The following is a 21,276-nucleotide window of genomic DNA, read 5'->3' as shown; positions in this document are numbered from 1 at the left end:
TCCCCCAGAAACTTTGCATCCTCTGCACGGCCCAACCAGGGCCGTAAGTACTGCTACGTGTTGAGTTGCTGCTAGCTCGCCATGCGGCGGGCGGCGTCCTCGATACGGTCCGCGAGCGAGCCGTTGATCACCTCGTCACCGACCTGCACCCGGATCCCGCCGAGGACCTCGGGGTCCACGTCGAGGTTGAGGTGCATCGTGCGGCCGTAGAGCTTCGCGAGGGCGGCGCCCAGGCGCTGCCTCTGCGGGACGCTCAGCGGCACCGCGGAGGTGACGACGGCCACCATGCGGTCCCGGCGCGCGGCGGCGAGCTTGGACAGGGACTCGAGTCCCGCTTCCAGGCTACGGCCTCGCGGCGCGGTCACGAGGCGCGTCACCAGACGCTCGGTGGCCGCGTCCGCCCGACCGCCGAGCAGGCTGCGCAGCAGCTCGCCCTTGGACGACGCGGTGGCCTTCCGGTCGGTCAGTGCGGCGCGCAGTTCCACGTTCGAGGCGACGATCCGCCCGAAGCGGAACAGCTCGTCCTCGACGTCGTCGAGCGTGCCGGCCCGCTGCGCGGCGGTGAGGTCCGCGACGTCCGCCAGCTGCTCCAGCGCGTCCACCAGGTCGCGCGACTGCGACCAGCGGGAACGCACCAGGCCGGCGACCAGGTCGGCGGCGGTACCGCTGATCTGGGTGCCGAGCAGGCGCTGGGCCAGCTCGGCCTTGGCCTCGCCGGACTGCGCCGGGTCGGTCAGGACCCGACGCAGCGACACCTCGCGGTCGAGCAGCGCGGTGACGGCCGCCAGCTCGGCGGCGAGCCGCGCCGCGTCCACGGACGTGTTGTCCGTCAGCGCGTCGAGACGCTCGCGTGCGGCTGCCAGGGCCTCGCGGCTCGCTCCGTTCATCGCGACGCCTCGGCCTTCTCCTCGAGCTCGTCGAGGAAGCGGTCGATGACGCGGCTCTGGCGGGCGTGGTCCTCGAGGGACTCGCCGACGAGCTTGCCGGCCAGTTCGGTGGCGAGCTTGCCGACGTCCTGGCGCAGCGCGGACGCGGCGGCCTTGCGGTCGGCCGCGATCTGCGTGTGCCCGGCGGCGACGATCTCCTCGCGCTGCCGCTGGCCTTCCGCGCGCATCTCGGCGATGAGCGTGGCGCCCTGCTCCTGCGCCTCCTGGCGCAGACGCGCGGCCTCGTGCCGGGCCTCGGCGAGCTGAGCCTTGTACTGCTCAAGCACGCTCTTTGCCTCGGTCTGAGCGGCCTCGGCCTTCTCGATACCGCCCTCGATGGCCTCGCGGCGCTCTTCCAGAACCTTGTTGATGTTCGGAAGGAGCTTCCAGGCAAGGAAGCCGAAGACGATGACGAAGGCGATGAGGCCGATGACAAGCTCGGGGATCGGCGGGACGAGGGGGTTTTCCGTCTCCCCCTCAGCCGCCAGAATGAGCAGCTGGCTCATGTCGTTGCCTTTCGTCTGGGTTGCTGGTCGTCAGCCTGAGTGATCAGGAGCCGTAGACGAACGGCATAACCAGACCGATCAGGGCGAGCGCCTCACAGAAGGCGAAGCCGAGGATCTGGTTGGCGCGGATCAGGCCGGCGGCTTCGGGCTGGCGGGCCAGGGCCTGGGTGCCGTTACCGAAGATGATGCCGACGCCGACGCCGGGGCCGATGGCGGCGAGACCGTAGCCGATGGAGCCGAGCGCCTTCAGGTCACCGGTGACAGCGGCGAGAGTCTGGGACATGCCAGTTCTTCCTTCTCTTTCAAGGACCGATGGGGGGTTGGCCATCGGACGTCTGGGGGTTGGGAGGTGGCGGTGCTCAGTGGTGCTCGGCGAGCGCGCCCTGAATGAAGCTGCAGGTCAGGAGCACGAAGACGTACGCCTGAAGGGCCTGGACGAACAGCTCGAAGGCCGTCATGACGATGACCATGATGAACGAGACGCCGGCGTAGGCGATGCCGATGCCGTTCAGCAGGTACCAGCTGGCGATCGTGAAGAGCAGCAGCAGCGTGTGGCCCGCGAACATGTTCGCGAAAAGTCGTACGGCGTGCGTGAACGGGCGGACGAGCAGGTTCGAGAAGAACTCGATCGTCATCGACAGCGGCAGCACCGCGCCCAGCGACTTGTCGTATCCGGTGAAGTTCTTGAAGGCACCGACGAACCCGTGACGCTTGAAGGTCAGCGACACCCACAGCACGTAGACGATCAGTGCGAGTACCAGGGGGTACGAGATGATCGACGTGACCGGGAACTGGGCGAGCGGAACGATCGACCAGAGGTTCATCATCCAGATGAAGAAGAACAGGGAGACGACGAGCGGAACGTACTTCTCGCCTTCCTTCTTGCCGATGGTCTCGTAGACGACACCGCGGCGGATGAAGTCGTAGCCGGCCTCGGCCACCATCTGGAGCTTGCCCGGGACCACCTTCGGCTTGCGGAAGGCGGCCCAGAAGAAGCCGATGACGACGATCGAGCCGAGCAGCGCCAGCAGCATCGTCTTGTTGAAGTAGACGGCGTCGTCCTGGTGGCCCAGCAAGGGCTCGAACAGGAACGAGTGCAGGCCGGGGGCCGGGAAGCCACAACCGTCGAAGATGTGGCAGTCGGTCTCGAAGGCGAGCACCTGCGTCGGGTCAGCACTCACCGCGGGCTCCTTCAGCGTGGCGCATAGGTACGGCAACCTCGTTGTGTCGGCGCGGCGCGGGGCCGCGGTTCGGCACGGGACTGGTGTTACGGATGTGAGGGCGGCTTGGGGGCATCTCGCCTCGCGATGGAGCAGGCGTCAGCTCGAATGCCCGCGCCCGCGATGCCGCAGTTGGCACCGGACGATAGCAGGATCTCTCAGGCGCCTTTATCCCGGCCCTACCCCTCACGACGAGTGCCCCGATTTATGGGACTGCTTGTCCTTGGCTGAAGCGCTCGGCTCGGGTTCGACGTAGAGGATCTTGGACTTCATGTGAGCCCGTGCCTGAGCAGCGATCCAGGCCAGCGTGCAGACGAGCAGGGAGACCGCGAACGCCTTGGGGTTGAACAACGTCGTGTTCTTGAACGCGGCCATGAAGATGAACAGCAGCAGGATCTGCGCCGCATAGAGCATCAGGCCCATGGCCTGAAACAGGTGCGGAAGCGATTTGGCAGTGCGCTGGAGCACGTAGAGACCGAGCCCCATGAAGAGGATGACCACCACCGTGGCGACGCCGGCCCCGATCGCACCCTTGCCGCCCGCGATCACGCCGCTGACGACGGCGGCGATCGCGCCGACGGCAACCGTGGGCACGGCGGCCTGGGCCAGGATCCGGACGTCGTTGGACGGCATGGCGGCAACTCCGCTTTCAAAGAAGGGGGGCAGGGTGTCGTCATGGACGAGCGTAGTCCCCGTCCGAGGGGCGAAGGACCGCACGCCGACCTCGCGACCGAAGGGCCGTGGCACACGGTCCTTCGGTTCCATCCGGGGTTCTCGTGAACCGTATCACAAACTATTTGATGAGGTCTTTACCTGGATGGTGTGCCTGGTGTCACACATGAGAGTGACCGTGCGCGTCTGCGCGGGAACCGCGACCACTTGTCTGGTATTGGGCAACTTTGCCCACCCACGCTTTCCCCACGAGTTGGCAATGCTCTAGTCAGATTCTTACCTTGCCGCACCCGAGCGGGGCCCGACCGCGGTCGCCCCGTTGGCCCCCGAGACGCCCGCCGCCACGGGCGTGCGGTGCGCCCGCTGCTCGTCCTGGACGTCGTCCGCCGGCTCCCCCTCGGCCTCCGCCGCCGGTACCTGCGCCGACTCCGGCAGGACCTTGCGGCGCCGGTAGCGGGGCGGCACGAAGGACTCCGCCCAGCGCGGGGCGCGGGGCGTGAAGCGCGGCAGCAGGAGCAGGCCCAGGCCGATCGCGCTGAGGATCACGACACCGAGGACGATCCACATGGACGCGGAGTTGACGGAGTAGGTCAGGGCGCCGAAGGCGATCAGCGCCGACCAGAAGTACATGATCAGCACCGCGCGGCTGTGCGAGTGGCCGATCTCCAGCAGCCGGTGGTGCAGGTGCCCGCGGTCCGCCGCGAACGGCGACTGGCCGCGCCAGGTGCGGCGCACGATCGCCAGGATCAGGTCGGCTGCCGGGATCGCGATGATGGTCAGCGGCAGCAGCAGCGGGATGTAGACGGGGACCGTCTGGTGGACCGTGGCGCGCTCCGAACCGGAGAACAGGTTCATCACGTCCGGGTCGACCTGCCCCGTGACGGAGATCGCGCCCGCCGCCAGCACCAGCCCGATCAGCATCGACCCGGAGTCGCCCATGAAGATCCGCGCGGGGTGCATGTTGTGCGGCAGGAAGCCCAGGCACATGCCCATCAGGATCGCCGCGAACAGGGTGGCGGGGGCCGCGGCCTCGATGCCGTACGAGTACCAGATGCGGTAGGCGTACATGAAGAACGCGGCGGAGGCGATGCACACCATGCCGGCGGCCAGACCGTCCAGGCCGTCGACGAAGTTGACCGCGTTGATGGTGATGACGACCAGCGCGACCGTCAGCAGGGTCCCCTGCCACGGGGTCAGCGCGACCGTGCCCACGCCGGGGACCGGCAGCCACAGGATCGTCAGACCCTGCATGACCATCACGCCCGCGGCGATCATCTGGCCGCCCAGCTTGATCAGGGCGTCGATCTCGAACTTGTCGTCGAGCACGCCGATCAGCCAGATCAGCGCCGCGCCGGAGAGCAGGGCGCGCGGCTCGTTCGACTTCTCGAAGACCTGGTTGAGGTTGGTCAGGTGGTCCGCGACCAGCAGGCCCGCGCACAGGCCGAAGAACATGGCGATCCCGCCGAGGCGCGGAGTGGGCTCCCGGTGCACGTCACGGGCCCGGATCTCCGGCATCGCTCCCGCGACGATCGCGAACTTCCGCACCGGCCCTGTCAGCAGATACGTCACCGCGGCCGTCACGCAGAGCGTCAGCAGGTATTCACGCACAGGCTTCCCCACAGGTCTCGCTGGCCATCTCAGCCCCACACCCTAGCGATGCGCGCATATGGTTGGGGACTTCCGGGTAGCGACGATGGTTGCACGTGCGGCTGTGCACGGATCGGCGCGTACCCCGCTTCACCCCGGATACGGCGGAAATCCCGCGGCCAGTTCCCGCACTTCCTCCCGCACCGGCCTGCCCTCCGCCTCGCCCCGCAGCACGCCCGCCATCAGCTTCGCGATCCGCGCCATCTCCGTCTCCCCCATGCCCTGCGTGGTCACCGCGGCCGTGCCCAGGCGCAGCCCGCGGACGTGGGCGTGCGGGAGGGCGCAGCAGTCCAGGACCATGCCGGCCGCCGCGAGCAGGCCGCGGGCGGTACGCCCGTCGACGCCGAGGGGCGCCGGGTCGACGGTGATGAGGTGGGTGTCCGTGCCGCCGGTGGTGACGGCCATCCCCTCCGCCTCCAGGCGGGCCGCCAGCACCTTCGCGTTGGCGACCACCTGACGGGCGTACCGGGCGAACGCCGGCGTCGCCGCCTCACCGAACGCGACCGCCTTCGCGGCGACGGTGTGCATCTGCGCACCCCCCTGCGTGAACGGGAACACGGCCCGGTCCACCCGCTCCGCCAGTTCGGCGCCGCACAGGATCATGCCGCCGCGCGGCCCGCGCAGCACCTTGTGCGTGGTGGCGCACACGACGTCGGCGTACGGCACCGGGTTCGGGGCCGCTCCCCCGGCGACCAGGCCGATGGGGTGGGCGGCGTCGGCGACGAGGTAGGCGCCGACCTCGTCGGCCACCTCGCGGAAGAAGGCGTGGTCGATGTGCCGGGGGTAGGCGATGGAGCCGCAGACGACGGCCTTGGGACGGTGGCTGCGGGCCAGCGCCCGGACCTGCTCGTGGTCGATGAGCCCGGTCTCCGCGTCCACGCCGTACGGCACGAAGTCGAACCAGCGGCCCGAGAAGTTCGCCGGCGAGCCGTGCGTGAGGTGGCCGCCGTGGGCGAGGCCCAGGGCCAGGACGGTGTCACCGGGGCGCAGGAGGGCGGCGTAGGCCGCGAGGACGGCCGAGGAGCCGGAGTGCGGCTGGACGTTGACGTGCTCGGCCCCGAACAGCGCCTTGGCCCGTTCCACGGCGAGGCGCTCGGCCATGTCCACGATCTCGCAGCCGCCGTGGTGACGGGCGCCGGGGTAGCCCTCGGCGTACTTGTTGGCCAGCGGTGAGCCGAGCGCGGCCAGTACGGCGGGCGAGGTGAAGTTCTCGGCGGCGATCAGCTGCAGCGACGACGCCTGCCGCGCGCGCTCCCCGAGCAGGATCTCGGCGAGGGCGGGGTCCTGCCGTTGCAGGACGTCGGCCTCGCCGGCATGGGTGACCGGCATGATGGGCTCCGGGGCGACGACGGTGACGTACGTCCAATGTAGGGCGCCACCTCGGGAACCGCCCGGCACCCGACACGCCCCGGGGCACGTCTCAGGCCCGCGCCGGTACTCCGGTCAGCGCCGTCACCACCGGATCCAGCGCCTGGTGTATCTCGTCGCCGATCGAGCGGAAGAAGGGCAGGGGCGCGCCGTAGGGGTCGTACACCTCGTCCGCCTCCGCCGTGGGGGCCAGCAGCCAGCCGCGGAGCGCGGCGGCGGCACGGACCAGGGCGCGGGCCCGCATCACCACGCCCTCCTCCAGCGGGGGAAGGGTGGCCGGGTCGATCGCGTCGACCAGGCGGGTGAACTCCTTCAGCGTGAAGGTGCGCAGGCCCGCCGAGTGGCCCATGGAGATGACCTGGGCGCGGTGGTCACGGGTGGCGGTCAGCACCAGGTCGGCCATGATGACGTGCTCGTCGAGCAGCTCGCGGCCGGTGAAGCCGGAGGCGTCCGCGCCGAAGTCGGCCAGCACGGTCTCCGCGTTGGCCTCCATCGGCGCGCCCTCGTGGCCCCAGGTGCCCGCGCTCTCCACGATCAGCCCGCCGCCGAGCACCCCGAGCCGCTGCGACACGAAATGCCGGGTCAGCCGCTCGGTGATCGGCGAGCGGCAGACGTTGCCGGTGCTGACGTGGAGGATGCGGAAGGTGTCGCGCGGGAACCCGAAGGTCGTCGTCTGTTCCGCGGCACGCTCCCCGTTGCCTATGCCACGCCCCGCGTCAGGGGCTGTCAATTCGCCACCTCGAGGTCGGGTACCACCTTGCGCAGCTCTTCCTCCGAGATCGCGCCGGCCCGCAGCAGCAGCGGCACCTCGCGGCTGACGTCGACGATCGACGACGGGACGTTGCCGGGGGTGGGGCCGCCGTCCAGGTAGACGGAGACGGAGTCGCCGAGCATCTCCTGGGCGTAGTCGCAGTTCTCCGGCGCCGGGTGGCCGGTGAGGTTGGCGGAGGAGACCGCCATCGGGCCGACCTCGGTCAGCAGCTCGATGGCGACCGGGTGCAGCGGCATCCGGACGGCGACGGTGCCACGGGTGTCCCCCAGGTCCCACTGCAGGGACGGCTGGTGCCTGGCGACGAGGGTGAGCGCACCCGGCCAGAAGGCGTCGACCAGCTCCCAGGCCAGCTCGGAGAAGTCCGTGACGAGACCGTGCAGCGTGTTCGGGGAGCCGATGAGGACGGGCGTGGGCATGTTGCGGCCCCGGCCCTTGGCCTCCAGCAGGTCGCCGACGGCCTCCTTGGAGAACGCGTCGGCGCCGATGCCGTACACCGTGTCGGTCGGGAGGACGACCAGCTCGCCACGGCGGACGGCGGACGCCGCCTCGCGCAGACCCGTCACGCGCTCGGTCGCGTCGTTGGTGTCGTATCGCCGTGCCATGTCTAGCGGGCCTCCTCGTGCACGTGACTCTGGGATGAAGCTGGTGAAGCTGGCGGAACTGATGGAGCGGGTGAAGCTGATGGAGCGGGTGGAACCGGTGGAGCGGGCGGAGCGGACGCGGGCGGGGGGAAGGTCACGGCAGCGCCTTGCGGGCGGTGGCGAAGCGCGGCCGGTTGTTGAGGTCGGGGTGGTCGGCCGCGTCGGCCCAGCCCCGCTCCTCGGTGAAGATCCACGGCACCTGGCCGCCCTGGGTGTCGGCGTGCTCGATGACGACGACGCCGCCGGGCCGCAGCAGGCGGTGCGCGGTGCGTTCGATGCCCCGGATGAGGTCGAGGCCGTCCTCGCCGGAGAACAGGGCCAGTTCGGGGTCGTAGTCGCGGGCCTCGGGGGCGACGTACTCCCACTCGGTGAGGGGGATGTACGGCGGGTTGGAGACCACCAGGTCGACCTGGCCGTCGAGGTCGGGGAACGCGTCCAGGGCGTTGCCCTGCCGCAGGTCGACCCGGGACCCCTGCATGTTCCTGCGGGTCCACACCAGGGCGTCCTCGGACAGCTCGACGGCGTGCACGCGCGAGCGCGGGACCTCCTGGGCGAGGGCGAGCGCGATGGCGCCGGACCCGGTGCACAGGTCGACGATCAGCGGCTCGACCACGTCCATGGCGCGCACGGCGTCTATGGCCCAGCCGACCACCGACTCGGTCTCGGGGCGCGGCACGAAGACGCCGGGCCCGACCTGGAGCTCCAGGTACCGGAAGTAGGCGCGCCCGGTGATGTGCTGGAGCGGCTCGCGCTGCTCGCGCCGGGCGATGACCTCCCAGTACCGGGCGTCGAAGTCGGAGTCCTTGACGGAGTGGAGTCCGCCCCGCTTCACGCCGTGCACGAACGCGGCGAGCTCCTCCGCGTCGTTGCGCGGCGAGGGCACGCCGGCGTCGGCCAGCCGCTGGGTGGCCTGAGCTACCTCAGCGAGCAGCAGGCTGCGGGGGCTCGGGGTACGTCCCCCAGATGATCGCTGCACGCAAGTCCTCCGTGTCGTCCTCGGTCGTGCGTACGCGCCTTACGCGGCTGCCAGCTTCGCTGCCGAGTCCGCGTCGACGCAGGCCTGGATCACCGCGTCGAGGTCGCCGTCCAGGACCTGGTCCAGGTTGTACGCCTTGAAGCCGACCCGGTGGTCGGAGATGCGGTTCTCCGGGTAGTTGTAGGTGCGGATCTTCTCGGAGCGGTCGACGGTGCGGACCTGGCTGCGGCGGGCGTCGGCGGCTTCCCGCTCCGCCTCCTCCTGCGCGGCGGCGAGCAGCCTGGAGCGCAGGATACGCATCGCCTGCTCCTTGTTCTGCAGCTGGCTCTTCTCGTTCTGGCAGGAGGCGACGACTCCGGTGGGGAGGTGCGTGATGCGCACCGCGGAGTCGGTGGTGTTGACGGACTGCCCGCCGGGCCCGGAGGAGCGGTAGACGTCGATGCGGAGGTCGTTGGGGTTGATCTCCACGTCGACCTCCTCCGCCTCGGGCGTGACGAGGACACCGGCCGCGGAGGTGTGGATGCGGCCCTGGGACTCGGTCGCCGGGACCCGCTGGACGCGGTGCACGCCGCCCTCGTACTTGAGGCGGGCCCACACGCCCTGGCCGGGCTCCGTGGCGCCCTGGCCGCCCTTGGTCTTCACGGCGACCTGGACGTCCTTGTAGCCGCCCAGCTCGGACTCGGTGGCGTCGATGATCTCGGTCTTCCAGCCGACCCGCTCGGCGTAGCGCAGGTACATGCGCAGCAGGTCGCCGGCGAACAGCGCGGACTCGTCGCCGCCCGCGCCCGCCTTGATCTCGAGCAGGACGTCCTTGTCGTCGCTCGGGTCGCGCGGGACGAGGAGCAGCCGCAGCTTCTCCGTCAGTTCCTCGCGCTGCTTCTCCAGCACCTTGACCTCGGCGGCGAAGTCCGGGTCGTCGGCGATGAACTCGCGCGCGGTCTCGACGTCGTCGCCGGTCTGCTTCCAGGAGCGGTACGTGGCGACGATCGGGGTCAGCTCGGCGTAGCGCTTGTTCAGCTTGCGCGCGTTGGCCTGGTCGGAGTGGACCGACGGATCGGCGAGCTTCTTCTCCAGGTCGGCGTGCTCCACGACGAGTTCCTCGACGGCCTCGAACATCTCTGGGCTCCTGTACTGCGGACGAAAGGGAAGGCGGACGACCAAAAACGCCGGTCCCGGCGCGCGCCCCGGGCGGGGTGCGGCCGTGGACCGGCGGAATGGGGCTCGCTACTTCTGGGAGCCGGCGGCCTTGCCGAAGCGGGCCTCGAAGCGGGCCACACGGCCACCGGTGTCGAGGATCTTCTGCTTGCCCGTGTAGAACGGGTGGCACTCGGAGCACACGTCGGCACGGATGGCACCGGAGTCGATGGTGCTGCGGGTGGTGAACGACGCGCCACAGGTGCAGCTGACCTGCGTCTCGACGTACTCGGGGTGGATGTCGCGCTTCAAGGTGTCTCCTAGGTTTCGGGAGGGCTCCGGGTCGCCGTCCGCGGGGTGCGGAAGCGTGAACCGGGGCCGACGTACCAGTCTGCCAGGACTGGCCGCATCCCCCAAAACCGGGGGGTGGGGCGATCTATTCCCGGCGGGTGCCGCGGTCGGCGGGTGCCGCGGTCTGCGTCGTGGTCGGCGCCACAGCCGGAGCCGGGGGCGGTGCCGGAGCCGGGGGCGGGGGCGGGGGCGGGGGCGGGGGCGGTCAGGAGGAGGACACGACGCCCGCGGCCTCGCCCGTGGCGGTGCCCTCGGTGGCGGACTCCGGGATCGGGAGGTCCTCCTTCAGGGCCGTCCAGACCTGCTGGGCCTTCGCCTTCTCGACGATGACGCGGTTGCGGTTCGCGGGGTCGTACCGCACGGGCATCGTGACCATGGTCATGTCGTCCGCGCCGATGCCCTTGAGGCCGCCGGCGAAGGACATCAGGGAGTTCAGGGAGCCGAGGCCGGAGTCGGTGGTGACGGCCTTGGTGGCGGTGTCGGCGAGGGCGTACAGCTTCGTGCCGCCGGTCAGGAGGCCGACGTCGTTCACCCGGTCGACCAGGGCCTTGACGAAGGCCTGCTGGAGCTGGATGCGGCCGAGGTCGGAGCCGTCGCCGACGCCGTGCCGGGTGCGGACCAGGCCGAGGGCCTGCTCGCCGTCGAGGATGTGCGTGCCGGCCTTCAGGGTCAGGTGGCTGTCGGGGTCCTCGATGTCCTCGGTCGTGGTGACCTCGACCCCGCCCAGCTCGTCGACCAGCTTCTCGAAGCCGGAGAAGTCGACCTCCAGGTAGTGGTCCATCCGGATGCCGGTGACGGCCTCGACGGTCTTGACCGCGCAGGCCGCGCCGCCGGTGGTGTACGCCGAGTTGAACATCACACCGGTCGCGGCGTCGTGGGTACCGCCCTCGGTGTCGGTGCAGGCGGGGCGGTCGACGATGGTGTCGCGCGGGATGGAGACCACGCTCGCCTTCTTGTGGCCCTCGTACACGTGGACGATCATCGCCGTGTCGGAGCGGGCGCTGCCGTCGTCGGTGCCGCCGCCGAGCTTCTTGTTGGCGCCGGAGCGGGTGTCCGAACCGAGGACGAGGATGTTCTGCGAGCCGTTGTCGGCCTTCGTGGGCCGGTCGGTGCCGAGGGCGTGGTCGATGTCGAGGCTCTCGATGTTGCCGTTGAGCCTGACGTACACGTACCCGAGGCCGGTGCCGCCGAGGACGACTACTCCGGCCGCGGTCCAGGCCGCGATCAGCAGGCCCCTGCGCCGGGCGCGGCTCCTCCCGCGCCGGGCGTCGGCCGGCTGCCGCGGATCACCGGCGCCGGACTCGTCCGGTGTGCCGGGCTCCCCCGGTATGCCGGGGCCCGGTGTGTTCTCGGCGGACATGTGCTCCTCACGTCTTGTGTCGTCCTCACCATCGTCCTCCGCCGGATGGGACGGAGAAACTCGGCAGGGGGTGGCGCGACGCTCCGTGCCCGGCCCGGCGGGGGCCGGACCGGGCACGGAGCGTCACCGGGTGAGCGGGGAGGCGCCCCGCTCGTCCGCGGTGTCAGCCGAGGATGTCGTACTGCTTGAAGGTCGTCCCGAGCGAGAGCCGTGCGGAGAAGACCGCGCTCCCGTTGCTTCCGGTGCCCCGGTACAGGTAGAGCGTGCCGGCGGGGGTGCGGGCCAGGAGGTCGGCCCTGCCGTCCCCGCTGACGTCACCGACGGTGGCGAGCATGTTGTACGTGGTGGTGCTCCAGGTGGCGACCTTGACGCCGGCCGCGAAGGTGCCGTTGCCGCGGCCCTTGTACAGGTACACCGCGCCGCCGGTCTTCTTGCGGGCGATCAGGTCGGCCAGACCGTCGCCGTTGAAGTCGCCGTGGCCGCGGACGGCGTTGAACGAGCTCCAGCCGACGCCCGCCTTGACGCGGGTGGCGAAGGAGCCGTTGCCCTTGCCGGGGTAGACCCACAGGACGCCGGCGGAGTCGACGGAGACCAGGTCGGGCAGGTGGTCGCCGGTGACGTCGCCGGGGGCGACGATGCTCAGCCGGGACTTCCAGTTGTCGCCGACCAGCTTGGTGGCCCAGGTGCCGCTGGAGGGCACGTAGTGCTTCCAGAAGACGTCGCCGTCGGAGGCGCGGCGCACCAGCAGGTCCTGGAAGTCGTCGCGGTCGAGGTCGGTCTGCAGGACGAGGTTGACCCCGTTCCAGTTGCCCCAGGACTCGCGCGCGGCGAGCGAGGTGCCCTTGGAGTCGCGCTCGTAGCCGGTCTTGTCGGCGGCGTTGCGCATCCACAGGTCGGCGTAGTGGTCGTTGCTGAGGTTGGTGTCGTCGACGCGCGGGGAGACGGCGCCGACGTACGTGGAGACCTTGCTGAAGACGCTGTACGCGCCGCTCTCCACGCAGTCCTTCACGCCCCAGGAGACGACGCCGACGATGCGGTTGTTCACCACGAGCGGCCCGCCGGAGTCGCCGTTGCAGGCGGAGGTGGTGCCCTCGTCGGCGCCGGTGGCGGGGGTGCCCGCGCACACCATGTGGCCCTTGACGAAGTCGGCGCCGTAGAAGCCCGCGCAGGTCGCGTCGGCCTGGATCGGCAGCGTGGCCGTCTTCAGCGTGGTGGAGATGTCCTGGGTGGTGGAGGTGGTCCGCCCCCAGCCGTAGAGCTTGGCGCTGGTGCCGGCCTTGTACGACGTCGTGTCGGCGGCCGTCGTCGTCCGGATCGGCGTGGCCCTGACCGGGTTCGCCAGGGTGAGGACGGCGATGTCGTTGTCGATGGTCGCCGCGCTGTACGACGGGTGGTTCCACTGGCGCCAGACGCCCGTCACGGTCCCGCCGTACAGGTCGGTGCCGGTGGCGAGCTGGGTGGCGCCGGTGACGACGGCGCCGTGGGCGTGCCAGTCGTAGCCCTTGACGCAGTGCGCCGCGGTGAGGATCTTCGTCGGCGCGATGACGGCACCGCCGCAGAAGAAGCCGATGTCGTCGCCGGTGGTGGCGGTCCCCCGGTCGTCGCCGTACCAGAGCTGCGTCATCCAGGGCGCGGTGGTGACGGTCGTCGTCGTGCCGCCGATGATCTTCGGGTCGACGGTGGTGGCGGTGCCGGCGCTCAGGGAGGCCTTCGTGCTCTGTCCGGGCAGGTCGTCACCGGCGACGGCGGTCGCGAGGCGCTGGCGCAGTTCCCCGGCCGACGGGCCGCTGTGGGCGGGCGACGGCGGGGCCTCGGCGGCCTGGGCGCTCGACATGAACAGCGCACCGGCCACGGCGGTGGCGACACCGGCCGCGACGACGGGCAGGGCGATGCGGATCCGGCGTCTGTGCCGTCCGCTCCCGGGCGTGGGTGTACCCACTCAAGTCCCCCCTCGGGATCTGGAGTTCAGGAAGATCTTCATCGAAAAGACGATCGAAGGGCGTGATCGTATCCCTCCCCCGGGCAGCGGAGAGGGCCGCCCCCCGGAAGGGAGCGGCCCTCTTGCGAAGACTGGCGTCAGTCGTTGTTGCCCGGCGCCGGCGTCGTCTTCTGGATCTGCATCAGGAACTCGGCGTTCGACTTCGTCTGCTTCATCTTGTCGAGGAGCAGTTCGACCGCCTGCTGCTGGTCGAGGGCGTGCAGCACCCGGCGCAGCTTCCAGACGATGCCGAGCTCGTCGGGGGCGAGCAGGATCTCTTCCTTGCGGGTGCCGGACGCGTCCACGTCCACCGCCGGGAAGATCCGCTTGTCGGCGAGCTTGCGGTCGAGCTTGAGCTCCATGTTGCCGGTGCCCTTGAACTCCTCGAAGATCACCTCGTCCATGCGGGACCCGGTGTCGACGAGCGCGGTCGCCAGGATGGTGAGCGAGCCGCCGTCCTCGATGTTGCGCGCGGCACCGAAGAAGCGCTTCGGCGGGTAGAGCGCGGTCGAGTCGACACCACCGGACAGGATGCGGCCGGAGGCCGGTGCCGCGAGGTTGTACGCGCGGCCCAGACGGGTGATCGAGTCGAGCAGGACGACGACGTCGTGACCCAGCTCCACCAGGCGCTTGGCGCGCTCGATGGCCAGCTCGGCGACCGTGGTGTGGTCCTCGGCCGGGCGGTCGAAGGTCGAGGAGATGACCTCGCCCTTGACCGACCGCTGCATGTCGGTGACCTCTTCCGGACGCTCGTCGACCAGGACGACCATCAGGTGGCACTCGGGGTTGTTGTGCGTGATCGCGTTGGCGATCGCCTGCATGATCATGGTCTTGCCGGTCTTCGGCGGGGCCACGATCAGGCCGCGCTGGCCCTTGCCGATCGGCGACACGAGGTCGATGATCCGGGTCGTGAGGACGCCCGGGTCCGTCTCCAGACGGAGGCGGTCCTGCGGGTACAGCGGGGTGAGCTTGTTGAACTCCGGGCGGCCGCGGCCGTGTTCGGGCGCCATGCCGTTGACGGAGTCGAGGCGCACGAGCGCGTTGAACTTCTCGCGGCGCTCGCCCTCCTTCGGCTGGCGGACCGCGCCGGTGACGTGGTCGCCCTTGCGCAGGCCGTTCTTGCGGACCTGGGCGAGGGAGACGTACACGTCGTTGGGACCCGGCAGGTAGCCCGACGTACGGATGAAGGCGTAGTTGTCGAGGATGTCGAGGATGCCCGCGACGGGGATCAGGACGTCGTCGTCGGCGACCTGCGGCTCGGCCGCGCCGATCTCGTCACGGCCACGGCGGCCGCGGCGGTCCCGGTAACGCCCGCGACGGCCGCGGCGGCCGCCCTCGAAGTCGTCGTCGTCCTGCGGCCCGTTGTCCCGCTGGCGGTCCTGGCGGTCCTGACGGCCGCCGCCCTGCTGGCCCTGCTGCTGGCGCTGACCGCCGCCCTGGCCCTGCTGGTCGTCGCCCTTGCCGCGGCGGTCGCGGTCGCGTCCGCGCTCCCGGCGGTCGCGGCGCCGGCCGTCGGCGCCGTCGGCGTCGTTCCTGGCGTCGCCCTGCGGCGTGGACTGCTCGGTCTGCGTGGCGACCGCGACGTCGGCCTTCGGGGCGCTCTTCGCCTCGGCCGTGACGGTCTCGGGGCTGCCCGCGTCGGCGGTGGCCCGGCGACGACGGCGCTCGACGGGGGCCTCGTTGCCGCCGGCCGGCTGGCCGGGGATCTCGATCTGCTGCTGGGCCGCGGCCTTCTCGGCGGGGGCCTCGGCCGGGGCGGCGTCCGCCTTCTTCACGGCGGCGTCATCGCCCGTGCGGGCCTTGGAGGTGGCGCGGCGCTTGGGCTTGGTCTCGGCGGCGTCCCCGGCGGGAGCCTTCGCGGCCGGCGCGCCGCCCCCGCCCGCCTGCGCCTCCTTGATGACCTCGATCAGCTGGCTCTTGCGCATCCGCGCGGTGCCCCTGATGCCGAGGCCGGATGCGACCTGCTGCAACTCGGCCAGCACCATGCCCTCGAGGCCGGTACCGCGGCGCCGCCGGGAGCCGGCACCGGCAGCAGGCGCGGAGGCGTCCGTGGCGGGCGCGGCAGCGGTCTCCTCGACACGTGCGCCCATCAGATCGGTGGTGTCGCTCACGAAGGGTCCTTCCCTGGAGCGGACGTCGGCCTGTCTGGCTCGGCGACCGGTTGTGCTGTCCGGCTTCGGTCCTTGCTGTGGCGAAGCCGGGGCGGTGGTCCGCCAAAGCGGCGGAAGAGATTTCTGGTGATGGCGCTTCCTCGACGATCCGTGACACCCAGTGTCACGTGGCGTGGTCGCACCGATTCCGGAGCGTGCCCGTCGGACCGTTCGACGTCACTGCACGGCGTACTGCCCAGGTACGACGTACGGAACGCAGTGCGGCTTGGGGAGCTCCCGGAAGAATGTCTGTCCCGGAGGGGGACGTGAAGCACCGCGCCATGGTGGGGTCGGGTGCAGACTTGAGGTTAACACTACCGGATCCAACAAACATTCCCCCTCTCGAAATCCGGCAACCGTGTGCCTTCACAGGTCGCCGGAGGGCGCGAGCGGCAGCACGGTCGCCCCCCGAAGGTCCAGACTCAGCCGGTTGGCGGCCCATTCCGCACCCGCCAGCCGCTCGACCTTGTCGGCCGACTCCGCGTCGGCCAGGGCCATCACGGTCGGCCCGGCGCCGGAGATCACCGCGGGGACCCCGTCGGCGCGCAGCCGCTCCACCAGCGCGGCGCTCTCCGGCATGGCGGGGGCGCGGTACTCCTGGTGGAGACGGTCCTCGGTGGCGGGCAGCAGCAGCTCGGGGCGCCTGGTCAGGGCCTCGACGAGCAGGGCGGCACGGCCCGCGTTGGCGGCGGCGTCGACGTGCGGCACGGTGCGCGGGAGCAGTCCGCGCGCGGTCTCGGTCAGGACCGGCTTCCCGGGCACGAAAACCACCGGAACGATGGAATCCGAAGGCTCCATCCTGATCGCCCGCGCGGCGCCGGCCTCCATCCAGGAGAGCGTGAACCCGCCGAGCAGGCAGGCCGCGACGTTGTCGGGGTGTCCCTCGATCTCGGTCGCCAGCTCCAGCAGGGCGGCGTCGTCGAGGCGGGCCTCGCCGCCTATGGTCACCGCGCGGGCGGCGACGATCCCGGCGCAGATGGCGGCGGAGGAGGAGCCGAGGCCGCGGCCGTGCGGAATGCGGTTGGCGCAGACGATCTCGAGGCCGCGGGGCTGGCCGCCGAGGACGTCGAAGGCGGTGCGCAGGGAGCGGACGAGGAGGTGTTTCTCGTCGCGCGGCAGCGTCTCGCTGCCCTCACCCGCGATGTCGATGTGCAGCCCGGAGTCGGCCACCCGGACGACGACGTCGTCGTAGAGCCCCAGCGCGAGGCCCAGGGCGTCGAAGCCCGGACCGAGATTGGCGCTGGTGGCGGGGACGCGCACCCGGACGGCGGCGGCGCGGAACGCTGGACCGGCCATCGCTCGTTGACTCTCCTTGAGCTGCGTGACGGTCGAATGACTTCGACTGGATCCGTTTGGCTTCGATTGACTTCGATCGGCTTCGATGACGTACGAAGACCCTCGGGCCGCTGATGACGGCGCGGCGCCGCTGCCCGCGCGAGATGCGGAGGCATATGCGGCAGGCGGGTTCGGTACAGCCTATCGAAGGAAGGTTCTGTGGCGACATAGGGCGCACAGGAGGCGCACGATGCGTGTCGCAAGCCCCCCGTGCACCCTCGCCGGGGAAAGCCCTCCGTGGAGGAACTTCCCCAGGTGAGGACCTTCATGCCTCGGCGGGGGCGCCCTGTCTCCGCGCGGCGCCCCCGCTTCCCGCGGGGTCGTTCAGACGAGCCCGAGGCGCTCGGCCGCGGTCACCGCGTCGACGGGGACGGTCACCGGCTGCGGAGCGCCGGCCACGGCCCAGTCGGGGTCCTTCAGGCCGTTGCCCGTGACGGTGCACACGATCGTCTGGCCCGGGTCGACCTTGCCCTGCTCGGCGGCCTTCAGCAGACCGGCCACCGACGCGGCGGACGCGGGCTCCACGAAGACGCCCTCCTGGGCGGCCAACAGCCGGTAGGCGCGCAGGATCTCACGGTCCGTCACCTCGTCGATGAGGCCGCCGGACTCGTCCCGCGCCGCGAGCGCGTACTGCCAGGACGCGGGGTTGCCGATGCGGATCGCGGTGGCGATGGTCGACGGGTCCTTGACGACCTCGCCGCGCACGATCGGCGCACTGCCGGAGGCCTGGAAGCCCCACATGCGCGGGGTGCGCCCGGCGATCCTGTCGGCGGCGTACTCCGTGTACCCCTTCCAGTACGCCGTGATGTTGCCGGCGTTGCCGACCGGCAGGACGTGGATGTCGGGGGCGTCGCCGAGCATGTCCACGATCTCGAAGGCGGCCGTCTTCTGCCCCTCGATACGCACCGGGTTGACCGAATTGACCAGCGCCACGGGGTAGTTGTCGCTCAGCGAGCGGGCCAGCGTGAGGCAGTCGTCGAAGTTGCCGTCGACCTGGAGGATCTTCGCGCCGTGGACGAGTGCCTGCCCCATCTTGCCGAGCGCGATCTTGCCCTGGGGGACGAGGACGGCGGAGACCATGCCGGCGCGCACGGCGTACGCGGCGGCGCTCGCCGACGTGTTGCCGGTGGAGGCGCAGATGACCGCCTTGGCGCCCTCCTCCTTGGCCCGGGTGATCGCCATGGTCATCCCGCGGTCCTTGAAGGAGCCGGTGGGGTTCGCGCCCTCGACCTTGAGGTGGACCTCGCAGCCGGTGCGCTCGGAGAGCACCTGCGCGGGCACGAGGGGCGTGCCGCCCTCGCGGAGCGTCACGACCTGCGTGCTGTCGGAAACCGGCAGCCGGTCCCGGTACTCCTCGATGATTCCGCGCCACTGGTGGGTCATTGCTGGTTACTCTCCTTCAACCCGCATGATGCTGGCGACACCCCGCACGGTGTCGAGCTTGCGCAGCGCCTCGACGGTCCCGGTGAGGGAGGCGTCGGACGCGCGATGGGTGACGACGACGAGGGAGGCCTCGCCGTCCTTACCCTGCTGCCGAACCGTATCGATGGACACCCCGTGCTCCGCGAACACGGTGGCGACCTGCGCCAGGACGCCCGGTTTGTCGGCGACGTCGAGGCTGATGTGGTACCGGGTGACGACGTCACCCATCGGCGACACCGGCAGGGCGGCGTACGCCGACTCGCCGGGCCCCGTCGCCCCGCTGAGCCGGTTGCGGCAGACGGCGACGAGGTCGCCGAGCACGGCGGAGGCGGTGGGAGCACCGCCGGCGCCGGGGCCGTAGAACATGAGCTGACCGGCCGCGTCCGACTCGACGAACACGGCGTTGTAGGCGCCGCGCACGGAGGAGAGCGGGTGGGACAGCGGAATCATGGCGGGGTGCACGCGCGCGGTGACGGACCCCCCGTCGGCGGCCCGCTCGCAGATGGCGAGCAGCTTGATGGTGCAGCCCATCTCCTTGGCGGAGGCGAAGTCGGCGGCGGTCACCTCCGCCATGCCCTCGCGGTAGACGTCGTCGAGGCGCACGCGCGTGTGGAAGGCGATCCCGGCGAGGATGGCGGCCTTGGCCGCGGCGTCGAAGCCCTCGACGTCGGCGGTGGGGTCGGCCTCGGCGTACCCGAGGGCGGTGGCCTCGTCGAGGGCCTCCTGGTAGCCGGCCCCGGTGGAGTCCATCTTGTCGAGGATGAAGTTGGTCGTCCCGTTGACGATGCCCATGACGCGGTTGATCTTGTCGCCGGCGAGCGACTCGCGCAGCGGACGGATCAGCGGGATGGCGCCGGCGACGGCGGCCTCGTAGTAGAGGTCCCTGCCGTGTTCGCCGGCGACGGCGTGCAGGGCGGCGCCGTCCTGGGCGAGCAGCGCCTTGTTGGCGGAGACGACCGAGGCGCCGTGCTCGAAGGCGGTGGTGATGAGGGTGCGGGCGGGCTCGATACCGCCGATGACCTCGACGACGACGTCGATGTCGCCCCGTTTGACCAGCGCGGTGGCGTCGGTGGTGACGAGCGCCGGGTCGATCCCCTCGCGCACCCGGGAGGGCCGCCGGACGGCCACTCCGGCCAGTTCCACCGGGGCCCCGATCCTGGCGGCGAGGTCGTCGGCGTGCGTCGTCATGATGCGCGCCACCTCTGAGCCGACCACTCCGCAGCCCAGCAGCGCCACCTTCAGCGGACGCGTACGCATCATCCGACCTCGTTTCCTCATACCGTCTACGGTTGCTCCAGTCTCACTCACCGGACCGGGGTTTCTGCCCCTGGTCCGGATCGTGAGACATCTATTTCATTTTCTCGGAGTGCCGGACAGGAGATCTTCCCGTTCCTCCACCCCGCCGGACCGCGCCCCCTGCGGGCTACCCGACGTCGAGCCGCAGGAGGTCCTCCTCCGTCTCGCGCCGGACGATGACGCGGGCCTCGCCCTCGCGCACGGCGACGACCGGCGGCCGCAGCACGTGGTTGTAGTTGCTGGCCATGGACCGGCAGTACGCCCCCGTGGCGGGGACGGCGATCAGGTCACCCGGTGCCAGGTCGGCCGGCAGGAACGCGTCCTTGACCACGATGTCCCCGCTCTCGCAGTGCTTGCCCACGACGCGCGCGAGCATCGGCGCGGCGTCGGAGGAGCGGGAGACGAGCGCCACGCTGTACTCGGCGTCGTACAGGGCGGTGCGGATGTTGTCGGACATCCCGCCGTCGACGGAGACGTAGGTGCGCAGTCCGTCGAGCGGCTTGACGGTGCCGACCTCGTACAGCGTGAAGGCGGTGGGCCCGACGATCGCGCGGCCGGGCTCGACGGAGATGCGGGGCGTGCGCAGCCGGGCGGACTCGCACTCGCGGGTGACGATCTCCGTCAGCGCCTTGGCGATCTCGTGCGGCTCGCGCGGGTCGTCGTCGCTGGTGTAGGCGATGCCGAGGCCGCCGCCGAGGTCGATCTCGGGCAGCTCGACGCCGTGTTCGTCGCGGATGTCCTTGAGCAGCCCGACGACCCGGTGGGCGGCGACCTCGAAGCCGGACATGTCGAAGATCTGCGACCCGATGTGCGAGTGGATCCCGATCAGCTCCAGCCCGTCGAGCTTCAGCGCGCGCCGCACGGCCTCGGCGGCCTGCCCCCCGGCGAGCGGGATCCCGAACTTCTGGTCCTCGTGGGCGGTGGCGATGAACTCGTGCGTGTGCGCCTCGACGCCGACGGTGATGCGGATCTGCACGCGCTGCCGCCTGCCGAGCGACTGGGCGATGTGCGCGACGCGGACGATCTCCTGGAAGGAGTCGAGGACGATCCGCCCGACACCGGCCCGCACGGCCCTCTCGATCTCCTGCGCCGACTTGTTGTTGCCGTGGAAGGCGATGCGGTCGGCGGGCATGCCGGCGGAGAGCGCGGTGGCCAGCTCGCCGCCGGAGCAGACGTCGAGGTTGAGCCCCTCCTCGTGCAGCCACCGCACGACGGCGCGCGACAGGAACGCCTTTCCGGCGTAGAAGACGTCGGCGTCGGTCCCGAAGGCGGTGCGCCAGGCGCGGGCGCGGTCCCGGAAGTCGGCCTCGTCGAGGACGTAGGCCGGGGTGCCGTGCTCCTCGGCGAGCGTCTTCACGTCGATCCCGCCGACGCTGACGACCCCGAGGGCGTCCCGGGTGACGGTGCGCGACCACACCTTGGGGTCGAGGGAGTTGAGGTCGGCGGGCGGCGCCGAATAATGCCCCTCCGGCAGGACGTCGGCGTGACGGGGCCCGGCGGGGTGTGCGGAACGGCTCATCGT

Annotated in this window: 19 protein-coding genes; all 19 read right to left on the bottom strand. The window is 70.9% G+C overall.

The features are described from left to right. Nucleotides 1–71: 71 nt before the first annotated feature. Nucleotides 72–887 carry a F0F1 ATP synthase subunit delta gene (locus ACF09K_RS04375; RefSeq protein WP_392240926.1) on the bottom strand — a complete coding sequence of 272 codons (816 nt, stop codon included), beginning with the start codon at nt 885–887 and terminating at the stop codon, nt 72–74. Then, entirely contained in the window at nt 884–1,432 is a 549-nt protein-coding gene (locus ACF09K_RS04370) for a F0F1 ATP synthase subunit B (protein ID WP_392240925.1), read from the bottom strand. The genes ACF09K_RS04375 and ACF09K_RS04370 overlap by 4 nt, the downstream gene beginning before the upstream one ends. Before the next feature lie 43 nt (nt 1,433–1,475). Beyond that, complete coding sequence (locus ACF09K_RS04365) at nt 1,476–1,715, bottom strand: ATP synthase subunit C (RefSeq protein WP_005311859.1); 240 nt, start codon at nt 1,713–1,715, stop codon at nt 1,476–1,478. A 76-nt stretch (nt 1,716–1,791) separates the two neighbouring features. Further along, nucleotides 1,792–2,628, bottom strand: coding sequence for a F0F1 ATP synthase subunit A (atpB, locus tag ACF09K_RS04360; RefSeq protein WP_366057223.1), 837 nt, complete (start codon nt 2,626–2,628; stop codon nt 1,792–1,794). Nucleotides 2,629–2,838: 210 nt separating this feature from the next. Further along, a complete protein-coding gene (locus ACF09K_RS04355; protein ID WP_392240924.1) occupies nt 2,839–3,285 on the bottom strand; it encodes a hypothetical protein in 447 nt (148 codons plus the stop codon). A 315-nt stretch (nt 3,286–3,600) separates the two neighbouring features. Continuing rightward, a complete protein-coding gene (locus ACF09K_RS04350; protein ID WP_392240923.1) occupies nt 3,601–4,932 on the bottom strand; it encodes an MraY family glycosyltransferase in 1,332 nt (443 codons plus the stop codon). Nucleotides 4,933–5,061: 129 nt separating this feature from the next. Continuing rightward, nucleotides 5,062–6,300, bottom strand: a complete 1,239-nt coding sequence (glyA, locus tag ACF09K_RS04345; RefSeq protein WP_392240922.1) for a serine hydroxymethyltransferase — start codon at nt 6,298–6,300, stop codon at nt 5,062–5,064. A gap of 91 nt (nt 6,301–6,391) precedes the next feature. Continuing rightward, the gene (locus tag ACF09K_RS04340) at nt 6,392–7,069 is read right to left on the bottom strand and encodes a protein-tyrosine-phosphatase (protein WP_392240921.1); all 678 of its coding nucleotides are present in this window, start codon (nt 7,067–7,069) and stop codon (nt 6,392–6,394) included. Beyond that, complete coding sequence (locus ACF09K_RS04335) at nt 7,066–7,713, bottom strand: L-threonylcarbamoyladenylate synthase (protein ID WP_392240920.1); 648 nt, start codon at nt 7,711–7,713, stop codon at nt 7,066–7,068. Before ACF09K_RS04335 ends, ACF09K_RS04340 begins: the two co-directional genes overlap by 4 nt. Nucleotides 7,714–7,846: 133 nt before the next feature. Then, the gene (prmC, locus tag ACF09K_RS04330) at nt 7,847–8,686 is read right to left on the bottom strand and encodes a peptide chain release factor N(5)-glutamine methyltransferase (protein ID WP_392241041.1); all 840 of its coding nucleotides are present in this window, start codon (nt 8,684–8,686) and stop codon (nt 7,847–7,849) included. 81 nt (nt 8,687–8,767) lie between these two features. Further along, nucleotides 8,768–9,844, bottom strand: coding sequence for a peptide chain release factor 1 (gene prfA / locus ACF09K_RS04325; RefSeq protein WP_392240918.1), 1,077 nt, complete (start codon nt 9,842–9,844; stop codon nt 8,768–8,770). Between the two features lie 108 nt (nt 9,845–9,952). After that, nucleotides 9,953–10,174 carry a 50S ribosomal protein L31 gene (gene rpmE, locus ACF09K_RS04320; protein WP_382783064.1) on the bottom strand — a complete coding sequence of 74 codons (222 nt, stop codon included), beginning with the start codon at nt 10,172–10,174 and terminating at the stop codon, nt 9,953–9,955. A gap of 244 nt (nt 10,175–10,418) precedes the next feature. Then, a complete protein-coding gene (locus ACF09K_RS04315; RefSeq protein ID WP_392240917.1) occupies nt 10,419–11,573 on the bottom strand; it encodes an LCP family protein in 1,155 nt (384 codons plus the stop codon). Between the two features lie 163 nt (nt 11,574–11,736). After that, nucleotides 11,737–13,512, bottom strand: a complete 1,776-nt coding sequence (locus tag ACF09K_RS04310; protein ID WP_392240916.1) for a trypsin-like serine protease — start codon at nt 13,510–13,512, stop codon at nt 11,737–11,739. Nucleotides 13,513–13,649: 137 nt separating this feature from the next. Next, entirely contained in the window at nt 13,650–15,662 is a 2,013-nt protein-coding gene (gene rho, locus ACF09K_RS04305; protein ID WP_392240915.1) for a transcription termination factor Rho, read from the bottom strand. A 405-nt stretch (nt 15,663–16,067) separates the two neighbouring features. Next, nucleotides 16,068–16,997 (bottom strand): homoserine kinase, encoded by a 930-nt coding sequence (gene thrB, locus ACF09K_RS04300; RefSeq protein ID WP_392240914.1) that lies wholly within the window; start codon nt 16,995–16,997, stop codon nt 16,068–16,070. 363 nt (nt 16,998–17,360) lie between these two features. Next, nucleotides 17,361–18,419 carry a threonine synthase gene (thrC, locus tag ACF09K_RS04295; protein ID WP_392240913.1) on the bottom strand — a complete coding sequence of 353 codons (1,059 nt, stop codon included), beginning with the start codon at nt 18,417–18,419 and terminating at the stop codon, nt 17,361–17,363. Nucleotides 18,420–18,425: 6 nt separating this feature from the next. Continuing rightward, the gene (locus tag ACF09K_RS04290; protein ID WP_392240912.1) at nt 18,426–19,718 is read right to left on the bottom strand and encodes a homoserine dehydrogenase; all 1,293 of its coding nucleotides are present in this window, start codon (nt 19,716–19,718) and stop codon (nt 18,426–18,428) included. 163 nt (nt 19,719–19,881) lie between these two features. Further along, nucleotides 19,882–21,273 (bottom strand): diaminopimelate decarboxylase, encoded by a 1,392-nt coding sequence (lysA, locus tag ACF09K_RS04285; protein ID WP_392240911.1) that lies wholly within the window; start codon nt 21,271–21,273, stop codon nt 19,882–19,884. Between the last annotated feature and the right edge of the window lie 3 nt (nt 21,274–21,276).

This window comes from Streptomyces sp. NPDC014882, from assembly GCF_043081325.1.
Lineage (GTDB): Bacteria > Actinomycetota > Actinomycetes > Streptomycetales > Streptomycetaceae > Streptomyces.
The sequence above is the reverse complement of the archived record's forward strand: the minus strand, read 5'-3'. Positions and strand labels throughout refer to the sequence as shown.

Bases quoted from the DNA above. Each gene is read 5' to 3' on its own strand.
- ACF09K_RS04315 (WP_392240917.1), bottom strand. From the start codon at position 11,573: ATGTCCGCCGAGAACACACCGGGCCCCGGCATACCGGGGGAGCCCGGC.
- ACF09K_RS04355 (WP_392240924.1), bottom strand. From the start codon at position 3,285: ATGCCGTCCAACGACGTCCGGATCCTGGCCCAGGCCGCCGTGCCCACG.
- prfA (WP_392240918.1), bottom strand. From the start codon at position 9,844: ATGTTCGAGGCCGTCGAGGAACTCGTCGTGGAGCACGCCGACCTGGAG.
- ACF09K_RS04365 (WP_005311859.1), bottom strand. From the start codon at position 1,715: ATGTCCCAGACTCTCGCCGCTGTCACCGGTGACCTGAAGGCGCTCGGC.
- lysA (WP_392240911.1), bottom strand. From the start codon at position 21,273: ATGAGCCGTTCCGCACACCCCGCCGGGCCCCGTCACGCCGACGTCCTG.
- ACF09K_RS04335 (WP_392240920.1), bottom strand. From the start codon at position 7,713: ATGGCACGGCGATACGACACCAACGACGCGACCGAGCGCGTGACGGGT.
- thrB (WP_392240914.1), bottom strand. From the start codon at position 16,997: ATGGCCGGTCCAGCGTTCCGCGCCGCCGCCGTCCGGGTGCGCGTCCCC.
- ACF09K_RS04370 (WP_392240925.1), bottom strand. From the start codon at position 1,432: ATGAGCCAGCTGCTCATTCTGGCGGCTGAGGGGGAGACGGAAAACCCC.
- thrC (WP_392240913.1), bottom strand. From the start codon at position 18,419: ATGACCCACCAGTGGCGCGGAATCATCGAGGAGTACCGGGACCGGCTG.
- ACF09K_RS04290 (WP_392240912.1), bottom strand. From the start codon at position 19,718: ATGATGCGTACGCGTCCGCTGAAGGTGGCGCTGCTGGGCTGCGGAGTG.
- glyA (WP_392240922.1), bottom strand. From the start codon at position 6,300: ATGCCGGTCACCCATGCCGGCGAGGCCGACGTCCTGCAACGGCAGGAC.
- ACF09K_RS04375 (WP_392240926.1), bottom strand. From the start codon at position 887: ATGAACGGAGCGAGCCGCGAGGCCCTGGCAGCCGCACGCGAGCGTCTC.